Raw genomic sequence first — 16513 nt, forward strand, 5'->3', positions numbered from 1 at the left:
AAAATGTTAAATGGTTTATCAGCTTTAAAGTAAAAATTCCATTATAATTTAATTATTGTCTTAGTTATTTGTCCAACCACAATTTGAATTGGGGCATTTTTATTCTGCTTACGATGACTTCCACGTCTCGGTCTCGCTTCAAAATGATTTTTGCTTTCTCGTTGAAGTATTTGTGAATGCTTTCGATACTGTTGATGTGCAAAATAAACTGTCGATTGACACGGAAGAAATATTGAGGGTCGAGCTGTTCTTCCAGTTCTTCTAAATTGTAAGGTACGGCTATTGAAGAACCATCAAGAAGCTTAAAATGTACATTTTTGAATTCTAAAAAAACATAGTCGATTTCCTCTACTGCAACTACTTTGTAGGTTTCGCGATAATGCAGTAGAAAACGGGCTTTGTATTTTTTCTCCTTCGTTCTCAGCATATTCATTATTTCGGTCACGTCTTCAGAGGAAGTCAGGGGTCGAAATTCATATACTTTTTCCAGAGCATCTTCCAATTCTTCCTGAACTATTGGTTTTAGCAAATAGGCGGTACCATACACCTTGAATGCCTGTAATGCATATTCGTCATAAGCGGTCGTGAAAATTACTTGACTCTGAATATTGACTTGCTTGTAGATTTCAAACGACAAACCATCTTCCAACCGAATATCCATAAAGATGATGTCGGGATGCGGATTGGCATTCAACCACTCGACACTTTCCTGAATATTGGGTAAAACGGCTAATAAATTGGCGGTGTCATCGCATTTTTTTACCATACTTTTCAGCAAGTCGGCATTGTGTTGTTCGTCTTCTATGATAAGGTAGTTCATAATTTCAATCATAAATTTAATAAAGGCAATTGCACTTCAAACTCGGTGTCTGTGGTAATGACTTCCGGTAATTTACCTTGTAGTAAATAAAATCTTTCTCTGATGTTTTTTAAGCCCATTCCGGTATTTTTATAATCGATTGGAATGGGTTGCAGGTTGTTTTTTACCGTAATGGTTCCGTTCCCGCAACTGCTAATGGACAATCTCAACGGTTTTTTAGAAGTAGAAATATTATGCTTGATGGCGTTTTCAATCAACAGTTGTAAGGTTACCGGTGGTATACCTTTTACTTTGTCTTCAGGTTTAATATTTACATCTAAATGGATGGTTTCTCCGTGTCGAATTTTAATCAAATGAAAATACATTTCCACAAATTTCAATTCATCTTCGAGCGATACGATATCCTTTTTTGCGGTTGTCAAAATATAGCGATACACTCTGGAAAGGTTCGATAAAAATTCTTGTGCACCTTTTGGATTCGTTTCAATAAGTTGCGTTAGAATACTAAAATTATTAAATAAAAAATGAGGGTCTAATTGCAATTTCAGGACTTCTAATTCAGATTTTAAAGCACTTTCTTTCAGTTGATGAGCGTGTATTTCGAGCTTATTGGTTTCGGTAACTTTGTCTTTCCATTTTTCAAAATAGAAAAAGGAATTGTAAAAACTATTCACGAATGCACCGACCACTACATTGACAACCAAATATTGTCGCACTCCTAATTCTAAGTCGGGGTTATTTCCTGCAGGTTCCGGCCACAACCAACCATACAGCACATTTTCCAAGGAAAGCATCAAAACCATACAAGCGATTACCACAATTGTTGTGATAAGAAAATGGGTTATCATACTGTTTTTTGCCGGCATCCATTTTTCTATCCAATCGGAAAGTAATCGGATTACCCAAAACAGAATACCATACATCACGATACCACCGATAATGGTGATGCTTATCTCTGACCATTGAGCTTCGCGATAAAAATTCCACCAGTTGCTTTGTGGATTGAGTAGGTATTGAATGAAGTTCGCCAATGCCAGTGAAACCAGAATTCCACTCCAATAGAAAAGGCTTTTCCGTGATTGGTGGCTATGAACTGTATCTTTATTATTCATTAGTTTCCGCCTAAAGATTTGTACAATGCAATGTATGAATTTATTTCTTTTTGGGTAGCCAAAGTATAGGCCAATTCGGTCTGAAAATAAGTTTGCTGTACCACCAACACTTCCAAATAATTGGCTTCCCCATATTTGTAAAGTATTTGTGCATCGGCAATCGCTTTATCCATCGCAATTTTTCTGTTGTTAGCTTCAGTCATTTGTTCCTTTATTCGACTGATATTATTCATAGAGATACTCACTTCTTCAACCGCATTGAGTACCGATTTTCTGAACTCAAGAACGGCAATTTCACGTTGGTGCAAAGCTTGTTCATAATTAGATTGAATTGCTTTTTTGTTGAAAATAGGTTGTGTAAGACCTCCTGCCAAATTCCCAAACAAAGATGCCGGAATGGAAAACCAATTGGTGGCTTTGATGGCACTTAAACCACCTTGTGCCGTAATTTTAATACTTGGATAAAACTCAGTTTTGGCAATACCTACACGAGCTGAAGCGGATTGCAATAGTAATTCTTGTTGTTTAACATCGGGACGGTTTGACAATAAATCTGCAGGAATGCCCACATTCAAAGCGGAACCAAATTGAATATTTTTAAACGATTGAGAGCGTTCCACCAAAGTTGGATAACTTCCTGCCAAGGTTGATAAGGCATTTTCCTGAGCTTTGATACTCGCCTTTATTTCGGGAATTAAAGCATTGGTTTCCGCCAATTGTGCTTCGGATTGTTTAATTGCAAGCGAAGTTACATCGCCAACTTTGTACTGTATTTTTAAGGTATTCAAAGTCTCTTTCATATTGCTTGCTACCGATTCCGTGATGCGTAATTGCTCATCCAAACTCAATAAATTATAATACGCTTGAGCGGTCAAAGCAATGAGTTGCACTCTTACTGCTCTTCGGTTTTCGCCAATACTTAAATAGTTGGATAATGCTTCTTCTCTTTGCTTTTTTTGCTTATCCCAGAAATCAACATCCCACGAAACGGAAGGTGCAAAACTATATTCCTCGTTTAAAAGTCCTGCACCAGAAGCACCCGTTGCACCATTTTTAGAAACTCTTTGCAAACCAGCGTTGACTTGCAAATTAATTTCGGGAAGATAATTTAGTTTAATGGTTTTCAAATTAGCTTGGGAAACCATTATCTGCTCGGACGCTATCTTCAAATCGAGATTATTGGCTATTACTTTATCAAGCATTTTTACCAGAATGGCATCGGTAAAATACTGTTGATAAGACGGAATTTCTGCTTTACCCATATCACTTGACTGCTGAATGGTATCGAATGACTTGGGAAGTTCCAAATCTGGTTGTGTATAATTTTTAGTTACATTACAAGATTGCAAGAATGTTGTAAGTAATGCTATGGCTACGATAGCTATTTTAAATTGTTTCATTGTTTTCAGTTTTGTTAGCCGACATTTTTTCTTGTAAATTTTGGAATATCATAAACAGTATCGGAATGATGAAAACCCCGAGTATTGTGCCTATCAACATTCCACCAATCGCACTCATACTGATGGATTTGTTCCCGATTGCGGTTCCGCCTGAGGCAAACATTAGTGGAATTAACCCCGCAATGAAAGCAAATGAAGTCATCAGGATAGGACGTAATCGCATTTTTGCACCTGCAATTCCCGCATCAAAAATGGAAAGTCCCGCTCGTCGTCGTTGGATGGCAAATTCTACTATCAGAATTGCATTTTTAGCCAAAAGTCCAATCAGCATAATCATCGCAATCTGCACATAAATATTATTGTTAACACCACCTAATCCGATTGCGATAAACACGCCCAAAATTCCCGTAGGTAAGGATAGCATTACCGCCAATGGCAGTAGGTAACTTTCGTATTGTGCAGACAAAAGCAAGTAAATAAATAAGAAACTCAATCCGAAAATAAGAAGCATTTGAGACCCCGAATTTCTTTCCTGCAAACTCAATCCTGCAAATTCATAACTATAGCCTTTGGGTAATTCTTTTTGCAATACTTCGTCAACGGCGTCCATCACTTTCCCTGTGCTGACATCTCCTGAAGCATTTAAGTTGACTCTAATGCTATTGTAGAGATTGTAACGGCTAATTTCTTGAGGGCCAAAAACTTTTTTCAAGGTGACCAAAGTGGAAATAGGCACCATTTGATTTAAGTTATTTCTAATCATAATATTGTTCAGCGAAGTTTCATCTTTACGGAACTCGGCTTCGGAACGAACATTGACACGGTACAATCTTCCAAACCTAACAAAGTCGGTGGTTTGTGAACCTGTTAAATACAACTGCAAAGCATCCATCACTTCTTTTGGTGTTAAGCCCAATTGTTGGGTTTTATCTTCGTTCAGTTCTACTTCGTATTGCGGATAATCACTTCTAAAAGAGGTGAATGCCATATCAATTTCTGGGCGTTTGCCTAAAGCATCGATTATTTTTTTACTGATGGCTTCAAAATCTTTGATACTTCCAGAACCTCTATCTTGAAGCACAAATTCAACACCTCCGGCTGTACCAAAACCTTCTACCGCAGGGTTACGAAAAACCAGAAATTCACCTCTAACTTTGCCTTTCATTGCATTTTCAATCTTGTGCATTACTTCATTAATATTCGAAACCTCGCCTCTGTCTTTGGGCTCTTTCAGAGTAATGAACCCCATCGCTGAATTGGGTGCGGCACCAGAACTTAAAAGACTAAAACCTGAAACGGTACTGATACTTCTGACCTCGGGTTGTTCTCTTAAAATCTTTGTAACCTTTTCCATTTCCTTGGTGATGAATTGCAAATTGGAACCTGCTTGTAGATTAACCGCAAAAGTCAAATTGTTGTCATCTTCTTCAGGCACGAAACCTTTTTGCGTGTTGTTCATTAAGACAAAAGCGGTGATTGAAACCAGTACCAATGCACCAATAGCAATGATTTTTTTCTTACCTAAAAACTTGACGGCACCAACATATTTATTGGTCAAACGTTCAAAGCTCTCATTGAATGCCGTAGAAAAGCGTTGCGTGAATTTTTGATTTTCATCATTTTCATTGCTGTGATGATTTTTCAATAATAAAGCACACAAAGCGGGGCTTAAGGTTAAGGCATTCACCGCCGAAATTAAAATAGCAATCGCCAATGTATAAGAGAATTGCTTATAAAATATTCCAGCCGGACCTTCCATAAAACCTACAGGAAGAAAAACCGCCGACATTACTAAAGTAATCGATACAATCGCTCCGCTGATTTCACTCATTGCCGAAGTCGTAGCGGTTTTAGCACTTTCACCTGTTTGTTGCATTTTGGCGTGAACAGCCTCTACCACGACAATAGCATCGTCAACTACAATACCAATGGCAAGTACCAACGCAAACAGCGTTAATACATTCACCGAAAATCCTATCAGATAAATGAAAAAGAAAGTTCCGATAATGGATACAGGTACGGTAATCGCAGGAATAATGGTTGAACGGAAATCCTGAAGAAAAACCAACACAACAATAAAAACTAAAACGAAAGCTTCAATCAGTGTCCATTTCATTTGAGAAATGGAAGCATCCAAACGGTCTTTCATATTTTGAATTACTTCAAAACGAATTCCATCAGGTGCATTTTTTTGGAAGGTCTCTAACGATTTTTGCACTTCTGTAGCAATATCATTGGCGTTAGAACCACTGGCTTGCATCACCGCAAAAACCACTGAAGGTTTTCCATCGGTATAGGTGTCGCCTGAATAACTCGACAAACCAAATTCGATACGAGCCACATCGCCCAAACGCAAAACAGAAGCATCGTTTTTTGAACGAAGGATAATTTTTTCAAATTCTTCAGGCTTATTCAATTTCCCTTTATAACGAAGAACGTACTGTAAAGAAGCGTCGGATTCTTCGCCTAAACTTCCGGGCGAGGCTTCAAAACTATATTGTTGTATAGCGGTTTCTACATCGGCTGGTGTCAATCCGTAGGAAGCAAGTTTTGTTGGGTTAATCCACACCCTTACCGAATAATCTTTTGCTCCAAACGAACTCACATTTCCTACCCCTGGAATTCGGCTTAATTCCGGAGCCAGATTGATATTGACATAATTTTGAAGAAAGGCTTCATCATATTTTTCAGGTTTATCGCTGTTGACGTTGACCACCATTAAATAGCCGTTTTGTTGCTTCGTTGTCGTTAATCCTAGGCGTATCACCTCCGAAGGCAACTGTGCATTGGCTTGAGCCACACGATTTTGAATATTCACCGCAGCTTGGTCAGGATTTACATTTTGCTTAAAAATAACGGTTATAGAAAAACTACCATCATTTGCCGCACTCGAGGTCATATACTGCATATTCTCCACGCCATTGATTGCCTGTTCTAAAGGCGTGATAACAGAACGAATTACACTTTCAGCGTTGGCTCCCGGATAAGTTCCCGATACATATACTGTGGGTGGAGCAATATCTGGAAACTGCGTCATCGGAATTCGTAAAAGTCCCAAAAGCCCAAGTAATACCAGTATAATCGAAATGACTGTCGCGAGTACAGGTCTTTTTATAATCTTGTTCAACATTTTTTCTGAGGATTTAATGGTTGGTTTTTGGCGTTACGATGGTACTTTCAGGAATGGTAGCCAGTTCATTAGCGATAATTCTGTCTCCGGGTTTAAAACCTGTTTTCACAATGTAGAAATCGCCTGATTTTTTGTAATCCGTAAGTGCAACACGTTCCATTTTATTTTTACTGTTAAGTAAACCCACAAATAGTTTGTCTTGTACTTCGTAAGTCGCTAACAAAGGAATTTTATATACGTTTTGTACGGTTGTTTTCAAAACGATTCTACCCGTGTTTCCGGTTCTTAATAAACTTTCGGGATTGGCAAAAGAAGCACGCAATGTTACCGAACCTGTTGTCGCATCGAATTGTCCATCCATCATATCAATTTTTCCCGATTGACTGTATAAACTACCATCTGCCAATAACAAGTTGATATCTTGAAAACTTTTCAATTTTTCGATGAGGTTTGCTCCGGGACGAGTGGCGTTGATTTTTAGAATTTCACTTTCAGAAAGCGAAAAGTAGGCGTAGATTTCTTTAACCTGAGACAAAGTCGTTAAAGCCTGTGCATCATTCGGTGCTACCAAAGCTCCCAATCGATTAGGAATTCTGCCTATGTAACCACTAATTGGAGCTCTTACGACTGAAAATGCCAAATTAACATCCGCCGAAGCAACTAAAGATTGTTGTTGTTTTACAACGGCTTTCGCATTCTCGTAATTGGTTTTGGCTTTTTGATATTGAAAGTTTGCTACTACTTTGTTGTCGCTAAGTGTTTTGTATTTATCTAAATCCAGTTGTGCGGATGCTAACTGCGATTTAGCTGTTGCCAAAGAAGCTAATGCGAAGTTTTTCTGCTCGCGATACACCGTTGCATTGATGCGAAAAAGTGGCGTTCCTGCTTGTACAAAAGCACCTTCGTCAACATATATTTTTTCGATATAACCACTAATTTGAGGACGGATTTGGACATTTTCCTTACCCTGTAAACTAACTGGAAAAGCTTGTTCGATTGTTGCATCCGTGGGTTGTAAAGTAAGCACTTCTACCTGCACCGATTCAGATGACTGTGTGTCTTTTCCGCTGGAATTAGTACAACTATGCAAAAGAAGCATCGCTACACAAAATAGAAAAAATACACTCATCTTCTTTTTTATAAAACTGTTCATTGTTATTCTCTTTTTGACAATTATTACTGTCAAAAGTAGAACAGCTTTACACCTGAATTAAGGTAAATCTAACCGAAGTGCGGAAATTGGAATGTGAAATGCGGAAATGATTAATTGAACTTTTGAAGGGTTTGTGGAAATTTGAAAATTTTGAAAAAGGCGGTTTGTTATTAAGAATTCAAGATTAACTTTGGTCAGTTTGAGAATCACTACTGTTATCCCAATTCATCTGAAAAAAAACTAAGAGTGGTAGTGAAAAATATTCACATTTTCAATGTATGTATGCAAAGTCGATTTCAGGAATAAATAGCGGACTTATTTTCAAGAACGTTCATAGTCAAAATTTCCATCAGGAGGAATAGTCAAAAGGCCTCTTTTGTTCATGTCATTGGTAGATTGGGTATATATGTAGTGATACCACCATAAGAAAAATTCTTCAAAAGAAATTTCTTGTGAATACCCTGTTTTCCTATAAACTTCTTCAGCATATGAGCGATGCTTTTCTAAAATGGTTAATAGTTTCGGTAAAAAATCGGATGCCATTTGTCGTAAAACCAAATCATCATTATCCGAAATATGATTGTCTGAAGATTGCAAGTTTGAGTATTTGCCACCTGAATCGCGATTGTTACCGTATACTGCTATCATTTTTTCCTTTGAAAAACTTAAAATAGCATTACCATATATTCCAAATGCTTCCCTATTTTTTTCTGCATTTTCCTGAAGACTTGCATAATAGTATTTACCGTGTCTTAAAGGTCTCTCATACTCTTTTCCATTTGTTGGTTTGAAAAAGTTTTTTTCCATTTCGAATATTTGCCAATTATCCAATAATACATCACTAAGAATGAGAAAAGACCAATGTTCAAAGCTTTGTCTTTTCGCCATATCCGTTTTAGCAAATAGAGCTTTGATATTTGTGGCTTCTTTTTCTATTTCGTCAGCTATTTCTTTTGAGATGGGTTTGGCGTAACGGTACAGTTTTTCACCATCTTTTTTTGTTGCGATAAATACAGTAGGTTTGAGTTTTCCATTGGTTTCCTTGAGCCAACTCTTACTCTTCAACAATTCAATTGTTTTGTTGACTGTCTTATCATCCAGCTTTGTATCATTTTTGAAATCTGATATAGATTTGTTTTCATGCAAATATGCCAATAGAAAATTTGCGCTATCTTTTTTTATATTGAAATCTGGAATATTATCACCCCTTGAAATCATACTTCTTTTAATGTTTTTTTCTAAAATTGTCGTTTTTTCAACAGTTTTACAGCTTGTTACTGATAACAAAAAAAGCATTATCAAGCTAATTGCAGTCTCTTTCATAGTTGAGTTTTGTAGTTTTTAATAGTGACGATTATAATATTTCTAACGAAAAAAAACTATCGAAAGTATGCGAAAAGTGAACTGAAACCCAGCGAAATGGTTCGTCTAAACCAAAGTTCGATTTTCAACGAAATGAAGCCAATTTTTTTCTGGAAAAGTGAAGTAACAAAAACTAGCGAAATTGAAATCAATTATTTCCCCGTTCTATTAAGTAAATCATCAATGTTATTACCTCTAGTATCTTCATTAATTTTTTTACCAGATTTGAAATTATATGAAAATTTTAAAGAGAACCCTTGAGTGTTAAACTTAAGCTTATTATACTCATAAATCTTATTGATTTCAGAATATCCTTTGTTACGATCAGTATTGAAAATATCATATACTCTGAATCTCAAATTACCATTCCCTTTAAAGATTGGAATTGTCATACTTAATGAGCTTCTAAAGTTGGAATAATCATAATAGTACTGATATTTATTGGGCGCGCTGTAAGATAAATCCAAGTCCATTTGAATTTTATGTGGTAAGCTTAGGCTTTGGGTACTTTCAAAGGTTGCTGAATATCCTTTTGAAAAATAGTCCAATTCCGAAATTCGAAAATCCCGATAAAACAAGTTGATTTTATTGGTGGATTCCCAAAACTTCGCAAACTTTACTGGAACACTTAAGGATAGCAAAACAAAGTTTTGATACCCTATGTTTTCTGGTTTAGTGACTATAACATTGTCTTCAATAATAGATGGAATATCCACAATATTATTTTTTGAGTACTGATATTGCACGATAAAACGGTAGCGTTGTTTCAAGGTATATCCTGTTTGTAATCTGTATATATCGACAGGCTTCAGATTTTGGTTGCCAGAATTTATTTGATTTGGTTGTGAACTTGAAATTGTTGGGTCGTAACTGAAAAAACTTGGGCGTAATATTCTTTTCGACATATGTAAATAGAACGAATTATCTTCGTTAACAGTGTACGTCAATGTCGCTGAAGGTAGTAAACTGTTATAATCTTTACCGCCTGAAACGCTTTTATTAGTATGAAATGAGTTGTCTGTATATTCATTTCTTAACCCTAAATTAAACTTTAATTTTCCACGATTGAAATCATATTTGACAAATACTGAATAAATATTTTCAGAAAAATCAAAGTGTTGAGAGAGGTTGGTTATAAAAATAGAGTGATTATAATAATCTAAAATGTTCTGATTGTCACTATTGGCATATTTTACTCCAAAAGCTAGGTTGCTTTTATCTTTAAATACTTTCTTGTAATCTGCAGAAACAGTAAAAATATTATAAGTCAGCTTAGTGTCTTGGGTTGTTTCGTCCGTCCCTTCTAAAACTTGATGGCTATAAAATTGACTTTCAGTGGAAAATGGATTTGTAAATTGGTCCAAAGCATAATCTGAATTTATGGTTAGTTTGCTTCCCAATTCATCAGGTAAATAAATATACTGTAGGGAAAAAGTATGGGTTTTACCTATAGACTCCGCACTATTTCTCACTATTGCAGAACTATCTGAAACAGTTGGGCTTGTAATCTTGTAGCTGTAGGAATAAACTTTGTCTAAATCTCCATCAAAAGAGTAATCGTAAAGGAAACTAATTTGATTTTTCTTATTGATTTCGTAATCCAAATTTAATGTTGCATTATATCCTAAGCGTTTAAGCGAGGCATCTGTTGTTCCTGTTCTACGAAGTCCATTCTCTAAAATCATTAACGAATTTCCTTCAGCATCAGTATATTTTTGAAATATGTTTCCTGAAGTATAGAGCCTTAATTTCCCGAAAGTCGCCATAAAACTGGCATCGGAATAACTACCAAAATAGCCATTATAGTCCATTCCCATACCAATATTAGCAACATAACCCTCCACTGTTTTTGTAGTGATAATGATTTGTGAAGTAAATTGACTTTCTAAAGAAGCATCCGGTTTATCAACAATTTCGATAATCTTTATACTCTTGGCATCCAATGATGAAAAGAAAGTATTGAATTGTTCAGGTTTTATTTTGACTTCCTTATTATTGAGAATAATCTGTATTTTATTACTTCCTAAAATACTAAGACCGTTGGTTTGACTTATGTTTGGAGCGAATTTAAGAATATCAAGTACATTTTCTTTTTGTTCCAAAGGTGAACCCGCAACATTAAGCAGAATGCCTTTATCTGTTTGTAAAACAGGTTTTTTCTGTCCTTTTATAACAACTTCTTGTATGTTTTTTACTTTAACTGTATCGGTACTTTGGGAAGTTTTTTGAGCAAGTGCATTGAACCAAACAATCATGGTCAAAAACGAGAGATAGAATTTAGTTTTCATCAAATGATTTTTTAGAATAACAACTAACTATAGTTAGAATAGACTTTTCTTATTCAAGTCCTATTATTGATTTCTAAATGCTTCATCTAATGTTTTAAATTTAGCTTTTGACTTATTTTCTGCAATCAATTGCTTAATTCGATTGATTTCAGCTTCGGTGTTGGCTTCTTGCGCTTCTTTGGCTAATTCTAAATATGCTTTGCAATTATTACCATCATTTAAAAAAATAAGAGAGGCAATATCATTGAACAAATGACATTCTTTATGCGCCTTAAATGCAATATTTGCAATATCCATTGCAGGTTCTGTACTGGTTCCAAAACTACTTATCAGCTTAGCAATGTGGACATAAGCATTATAATTATAATCTGATTCTTCGGTGTAAGTTTCAAGCAAATTAATAGGTTGGTTATGAAATTTTGATTTTTTGTCAATATTCTTAATTATTTTGAGAGCTTCTTTTTGAGAAATATTTTCATTGGACGCAATTGTCAAAAAATTGGGGCTGTTTGAATTGTCTTGAGCATGAAATTGGTTAGAAAAAGCAAATAATCCAATAACAATTAATCCAGAAATAACGGTTAGAATTGATAATTTTTTCATCGTATTTGTTTTTAAGTTAAATAAATCTATTGATTGATCAATCAATTGTTGAAATGTGATGAATCTTTTTGAACCAAATTGTTCTTTTTGTAAAGAATTATTTGAAAACTCTTTTAGAAAATCAAAATCTAACGCTTCGGATAATGCTTTAATTGTAAATCCGCGTGGTGTAACTTTGCCACTTTCAATCCTCTGAATGGTGCGACAAGAAACCTCACATTCCTTAGCAAGTTCAGATTGCGTTAATCCCTTTGATTTTCTAATTTCCGTTAATTTGTTTCCAAATTCAGTTTGATTCATAAAAATTCAAATTATCTTCAAATTTATATTTTACTTAAAATCAGTTCAAATATATGGCCTATATTTTATACGACATTATCACGACATTATCACGACACTTTCCGTTAGGAACTATAATAACGGGGATTTTAGTTACGAAAAAATATTAGCAAGAAAGAATATTCAAATTTTTAATTTGAATATTCGAGCCAACTCTTTCATATATACCTGTTGTCCACTAATTAATAATTTTATAAAAGTCATAGCCACAAAAAGTGTTAAAATACTCACCTGTTTTAAATACAAGATTTCCAAAATAATCAGTATCCTCTCCTATAAACTGCGAATCAATTAGTTGATATTTTAACACTTCTATTTTTTATTCTGTTATTTAGTTCCTTGTCCAAAATTTTAAAATAATATCGGACATATTTACTATTGTTTTAATAGAAGTGTTTCGCCATTCGCGTCGCAAACAAAACTGTTTACAAATTATGCGAAAAGTGAAATGAAGGTTCAGTTTAAAATTATCTAATGTCAACGACTCTTAGCTCCGTGGCACCACTTCGTTAGGTTCTAGTGAAGTAAATTTACAAAAAATACGTTGGAATTGAGATCTTGATTTCAAGTAATGATTGAAAAATATAAAAAATAATACTCCTAATGCACGAATGATTTTTATTCATGCATTAGGGGTGTTTTAATTCAATGTCTCCAGAAACTCCGATTATGTTTGATTTGTCTTTAATGGATTGGAAAAAGCGATGTGAGGTGCTTTTTTTGAAGGTATGTATTCACTTTAAACTTTTTGTGTAAAACCAGTTTTCTTATTGATTTATGTAATTAAAATAATCCGACTCAATTAAATAGAGCTATTACATTTGCTTTTCAAACTTGAACATTTCATCATCCTCATCAATATGTTCAGCTTTGCGATAAGGGTCTGGATGATACTTATTGTAGAAGTCAACGATTTTAAAACCACATTTGTTGACGTAAAAATGAATATTCCTTTTTTCAAAATAGGGGGTTGCTGTTTCCCATATTTTGGTTTTAGGATGCTTTTCCTCAATGGCTTTCCAAGCTCCAAATCCGATGCCTTTACTGTGGGAAGTGGTACTCACATAAAACAACAATAGCTTGTTATGTTGCGTAACTTCATCTATGGAAACAATAGCTCCACCAACAATCTCATCATTCAAAAGTACCTGATAAACAATGGAGCCAACTGCATTAATCGATTCGTCAATATCTGCATCGGAAGGAATGGGCTCATCTAATTTTTCTCCTGATTCTTTCTCCGCTGAAATCATAAAAGCCTCTTGCAAATCGGTCTTGAATTTTGCAAGTTCAGATTCCTCTGCAATTCGGAGGGTGATATTTGGGGTGTTGGTGTTTTTTTCCATAGTTTGGGTACTGTTCTAATTGTGTTTTTTTTCTATTCGTCAATATTTTTGTACTTCAAAATATCTTGGTTTTCTAAAATCTGTTTATCAGCTCCATTCATTCCGACATTAAACATGGCGTTGGCTAATTCCGTTGATTTTATACTGTATTTGTTGCCGAATAATTTAAGAATGGGATACATTACTCTTATTATTTTGTAACCCAAATTCGGTTCTTTTCTGGATTCAACGGGATAAATATATGCTGGTCTGAAACTGTAAAACTTCAAATTCAATTTTGCGATTTGGTTTTCTGCCATTCCTTTATAGCGTGCAAAAGCTGTTTTACTTTTTTCTGTTTGGTCGGCACCTGCTCCACTAAGAAGGCAAAATGTTGCTTGCGGACTATTTCTTTCCAATGTTTTGGCAAATTCAACTGCATAATCCACCGTAATCTTTTTGAATAAGTCGTCCGCAACTTCTCCTGTATAAGCACCTAAACAAAAATAGGCTATATCGATATTCTTGAACAAGTTTTCGTACTCTGAATAATTTTCAAAATTGGTGATTACAACTTCAGTCAGTTTAGGATGTTTTTGTCCTGTTGGTTTACGAACCAAACTTATCACTTCTGTTATCTTATCGGATTGAAGGCAGTCCGCTAAAACCAAGTTCCCGACCATTCCCGAACCTCCTGTTATAATTACTTTCATCACTATTTCAATTTTACCTCTGCAAATTTACTTTAAAAAAGTTTCTAATTCTTTGAACTAATTCTTATAATTTATCGAATAAATTTTCAGGGATTCTATCAAGGATAGTAAAAGCAAAGGTGTCAGAAAATCAGATTTTTTAACTCAACGATTTAAATTCAACCTCGCAAACACCCCTCCAATTGATAGCTTTTATTTTAAGTATTTTGACTTTACAAATTCGTACCAATCTTTGGAGAATTGCTCTTCTGAAAGGTTAAATGTTGCTTTCAGGTCACCATAGTTTTTAATTAACTGAATATACTTGTCCTGCCCATACTTAGAAATAATATATTCGATAATGGTGTACCCGCAACTGTATATTTTACCCCCTTTTAATCTATCGTTTAGCTCTGTAAGGGAAGGATATTGCCCATTACTGAAATATGGCAGAGTTTTGGGGTCAACAAATTGTTGAGCTTCATAAGCGCTAATTCCCTCCCAAAGCCAAATCGGAAAGGTTGAAAACTTGGCGTCAAATTCTTTTGAGTCTATAGGTCCTTGATTCAAAAGCAATTTGAGAGTTACGGTATGAGCAAATTCATGAATGGCTACCTTTTTACTATCGGTTTCGCCCCAAGCTTGTTCTACAAAATGCATTTTTGAGACTCCTACTATATTTCCAGAACCTCCCCAGTTTTTTGTTGCTTTGATATATCGCCACCTTTGAGAGTAAATATTGACTTCGATATTGTCAGTAGGAGCAGTTTTGAGATCATCTCCAATTCTTTGATAATTATTTTCCAAAGCGTCAGAAAGCTGACTAATTTTTGAACTGTCAATGTTCTCACTGTAGAGAAATGTAAAGTGTTTGGATTTTAGTGTTTTCTTACGTTCAGGAATCACTAAAAAGACAAAACCAGCAACTAAAAGAATTACAATTATTAATATTATTTTACTCAGTTTATTCATTGATAATTGTTTAGGTGCTTTGGAGTCACTTTTCAAAAATATCTCCAAGCAAAAATATTGCACAACACTACCGAAAAGTAAACTGAAAACCTTCTAAGTTGTTAGACAAGTTCAAAGTTCAGTTAAACTTTCTAATCTCGGTATGTTGGTTTTCAAAATTACGAAATGTTGTGTAGTGGAGAAAAAATATTAATATCGAAGAATTTCGAAATTGATGTTTTGATTATTTAGCCTAATCTTATAAATCTATGGTAAGCTGATTACTCTTTTTTAACATTCAATTTATTCAAAAAACATGTGTTGTCAACAACGGTTGTGTTGTACGTGTCAATGCATTCCATGATATCTTTTTCGGGACCATTAATCCATTCTTCGCTTCCATAAAATGCGTCTTGACTTTCTTTTCTATGCTCAATACTTTCATAATTTCGAATCAAATAGAAGCTGTCTTCATCAATCAAGGAAAAACCGTAATCAACCACATCAATGTTCCAACGTTTCATCATTGGTAAAGATTGTTCAGTAAACACTTTTCTGAAAATTTCAGCAGTGATTTCCTTCAGTTTATATATTCTAATTTCTGTTATCATTTTATTCTGCTTGCATACATATACCAATTCCATTCCCATGTTTGACCTAAATCGGTTGAAAAAGCCTGACTCCAAATTGGATTATCGACATCTGTTTTGTCCCAATGAAAAAGTACAAGAACTTCCTGTCCTTTGCAAATGTCTTTACAATAAAGTTTGCCAATATTTCCATCGAATGAACCCACCATTGGAGGATCGAAAGCAACTGCATTACTGTCTGCCCAATATATGCTCCAAAGTTTTGCTTCTGGATTGAAGAGCCTGATAGCCATTCCTTCAAAAGGTTCTCCGTCGAAGGTTGCCGAAAATTTGTTCATTTGAGCAAATCCTTTCAGTAAAAATGAGGTGTCATCCGTAGAATCAAATTCAATCCACTCATTACAATCGCTGAGACGCTCCTTTAACTTTCTATTTCTGATATTCCACTTACCAACATAAAAATCAAAGTCATGATGTGACGAATTGGGTGAAGGAAAAATTTCTAATTCACCATTTTCGTTGATTCTAAAATCGGGATTTTCTGTGTTCATTTTTTAATTTTTTAGATTTTGCTGATTAGCAATTACAAATACTGAAAAAGCATATACAAAATGGGAGAAAGTCAACTGAAACCTAACGAAGTGGGCATGCAAAGTTCAGTTTAAATTTTCAAGATGGACTTGCTTGTTTTCAAATTTACGAAAATTGTCTATGATAAATACTTTTCCCTAACTTTATCTAACCTTTA

General features: G+C 34.9%; 13 protein-coding genes. All 13 read right to left on the reverse strand.

Annotation, left to right across the window (positions count from 1 at the left end):
* Positions 1-64 precede the first annotated feature (64 nt).
* The 13 genes from AC4AGG_RS11600 to AC4AGG_RS11660 all read right to left on the reverse strand — a co-directional run bounded on the left by AC4AGG_RS11600 (position 65) and on the right by AC4AGG_RS11660 (position 16316).
* Positions 65-820 carry a LytR/AlgR family response regulator transcription factor gene (locus tag AC4AGG_RS11600; RefSeq protein WP_489772167.1) on the reverse strand — a complete coding sequence of 252 codons (756 nt, stop codon included), beginning with the start codon at positions 818-820 and terminating at the stop codon, positions 65-67.
* 8 nt (positions 821-828) lie between these two features.
* Entirely contained in the window at positions 829-1932 is a 1104-nt protein-coding gene (locus tag AC4AGG_RS11605) for a sensor histidine kinase (protein ID WP_489772168.1), read from the reverse strand.
* Entirely contained in the window at positions 1932-3332 is a 1401-nt protein-coding gene (locus tag AC4AGG_RS11610; protein ID WP_489772169.1) for an efflux transporter outer membrane subunit, read from the reverse strand. Before AC4AGG_RS11610 ends, AC4AGG_RS11605 begins: the two co-directional genes overlap by 1 nt.
* The gene (locus AC4AGG_RS11615; protein ID WP_489772170.1) at positions 3319-6462 is read right to left on the reverse strand and encodes an efflux RND transporter permease subunit; all 3144 of its coding nucleotides are present in this window, start codon (positions 6460-6462) and stop codon (positions 3319-3321) included. The genes AC4AGG_RS11610 and AC4AGG_RS11615 overlap by 14 nt, the downstream gene beginning before the upstream one ends.
* A gap of 13 nt (positions 6463-6475) precedes the next feature.
* On the reverse strand, positions 6476-7615 hold the full coding sequence (locus AC4AGG_RS11620) for an efflux RND transporter periplasmic adaptor subunit (protein ID WP_489772171.1): 1140 nt from the start codon (positions 7613-7615) through the stop codon (positions 6476-6478).
* A gap of 321 nt (positions 7616-7936) precedes the next feature.
* Positions 7937-8938, reverse strand: coding sequence for a hypothetical protein (locus AC4AGG_RS11625; RefSeq protein ID WP_489772172.1), 1002 nt, complete (start codon positions 8936-8938; stop codon positions 7937-7939).
* Between the two features lie 191 nt (positions 8939-9129).
* A complete protein-coding gene (locus AC4AGG_RS11630) occupies positions 9130-11265 on the reverse strand; it encodes an outer membrane beta-barrel family protein (protein ID WP_489772173.1) in 2136 nt (711 codons plus the stop codon).
* Positions 11266-11328: 63 nt separating this feature from the next.
* The gene (locus AC4AGG_RS11635) at positions 11329-12168 is read right to left on the reverse strand and encodes a helix-turn-helix domain-containing protein (protein WP_489772174.1); all 840 of its coding nucleotides are present in this window, start codon (positions 12166-12168) and stop codon (positions 11329-11331) included.
* Between the two features lie 854 nt (positions 12169-13022).
* The gene (locus tag AC4AGG_RS11640; protein ID WP_489772175.1) at positions 13023-13553 is read right to left on the reverse strand and encodes a GNAT family N-acetyltransferase; all 531 of its coding nucleotides are present in this window, start codon (positions 13551-13553) and stop codon (positions 13023-13025) included.
* Between the two features lie 32 nt (positions 13554-13585).
* On the reverse strand, positions 13586-14245 hold the full coding sequence (locus AC4AGG_RS11645; RefSeq protein WP_489772176.1) for an NAD(P)H-binding protein: 660 nt from the start codon (positions 14243-14245) through the stop codon (positions 13586-13588).
* A gap of 192 nt (positions 14246-14437) precedes the next feature.
* Positions 14438-15196, reverse strand: a complete 759-nt coding sequence (locus AC4AGG_RS11650; RefSeq protein ID WP_489772177.1) for a gluzincin family metallopeptidase — start codon at positions 15194-15196, stop codon at positions 14438-14440.
* 260 nt (positions 15197-15456) lie between these two features.
* Positions 15457-15786 carry an NIPSNAP family protein gene (locus tag AC4AGG_RS11655; RefSeq protein ID WP_489772178.1) on the reverse strand — a complete coding sequence of 110 codons (330 nt, stop codon included), beginning with the start codon at positions 15784-15786 and terminating at the stop codon, positions 15457-15459.
* Positions 15783-16316, reverse strand: a complete 534-nt coding sequence (locus AC4AGG_RS11660) for a hypothetical protein (RefSeq protein WP_489772179.1) — start codon at positions 16314-16316, stop codon at positions 15783-15785. Before AC4AGG_RS11660 ends, AC4AGG_RS11655 begins: the two co-directional genes overlap by 4 nt.
* Positions 16317-16513: the final 197 nt, after the last annotated feature.

Source organism: Chryseobacterium sp. CG10_8, from assembly GCF_058117085.1.

Coding starts and splice junctions, on each gene's coding strand:
- AC4AGG_RS11625 (WP_489772172.1), bottom strand. CDS start 8,938: ATGAAAGAGACTGCAATTAGCTTGATAATGCTTTTTTTGTTATCAGTA.
- AC4AGG_RS11660 (WP_489772179.1), bottom strand. CDS start 16,316: ATGAACACAGAAAATCCCGATTTTAGAATCAACGAAAATGGTGAATTA.
- AC4AGG_RS11635 (WP_489772174.1), bottom strand. CDS start 12,168: ATGAATCAAACTGAATTTGGAAACAAATTAACGGAAATTAGAAAATCA.
- AC4AGG_RS11605 (WP_489772168.1), bottom strand. CDS start 1,932: ATGAATAATAAAGATACAGTTCATAGCCACCAATCACGGAAAAGCCTT.
- AC4AGG_RS11655 (WP_489772178.1), bottom strand. CDS start 15,786: ATGATAACAGAAATTAGAATATATAAACTGAAGGAAATCACTGCTGAA.
- AC4AGG_RS11640 (WP_489772175.1), bottom strand. CDS start 13,553: ATGGAAAAAAACACCAACACCCCAAATATCACCCTCCGAATTGCAGAG.
- AC4AGG_RS11615 (WP_489772170.1), bottom strand. CDS start 6,462: ATGTTGAACAAGATTATAAAAAGACCTGTACTCGCGACAGTCATTTCG.
- AC4AGG_RS11630 (WP_489772173.1), bottom strand. CDS start 11,265: ATGAAAACTAAATTCTATCTCTCGTTTTTGACCATGATTGTTTGGTTC.
- AC4AGG_RS11610 (WP_489772169.1), bottom strand. CDS start 3,332: ATGAAACAATTTAAAATAGCTATCGTAGCCATAGCATTACTTACAACA.
- AC4AGG_RS11600 (WP_489772167.1), bottom strand. CDS start 820: ATGAACTACCTTATCATAGAAGACGAACAACACAATGCCGACTTGCTG.
- AC4AGG_RS11645 (WP_489772176.1), bottom strand. CDS start 14,245: ATGAAAGTAATTATAACAGGAGGTTCGGGAATGGTCGGGAACTTGGTT.
- AC4AGG_RS11620 (WP_489772171.1), bottom strand. CDS start 7,615: ATGAACAGTTTTATAAAAAAGAAGATGAGTGTATTTTTTCTATTTTGT.
- AC4AGG_RS11650 (WP_489772177.1), bottom strand. CDS start 15,196: ATGAATAAACTGAGTAAAATAATATTAATAATTGTAATTCTTTTAGTT.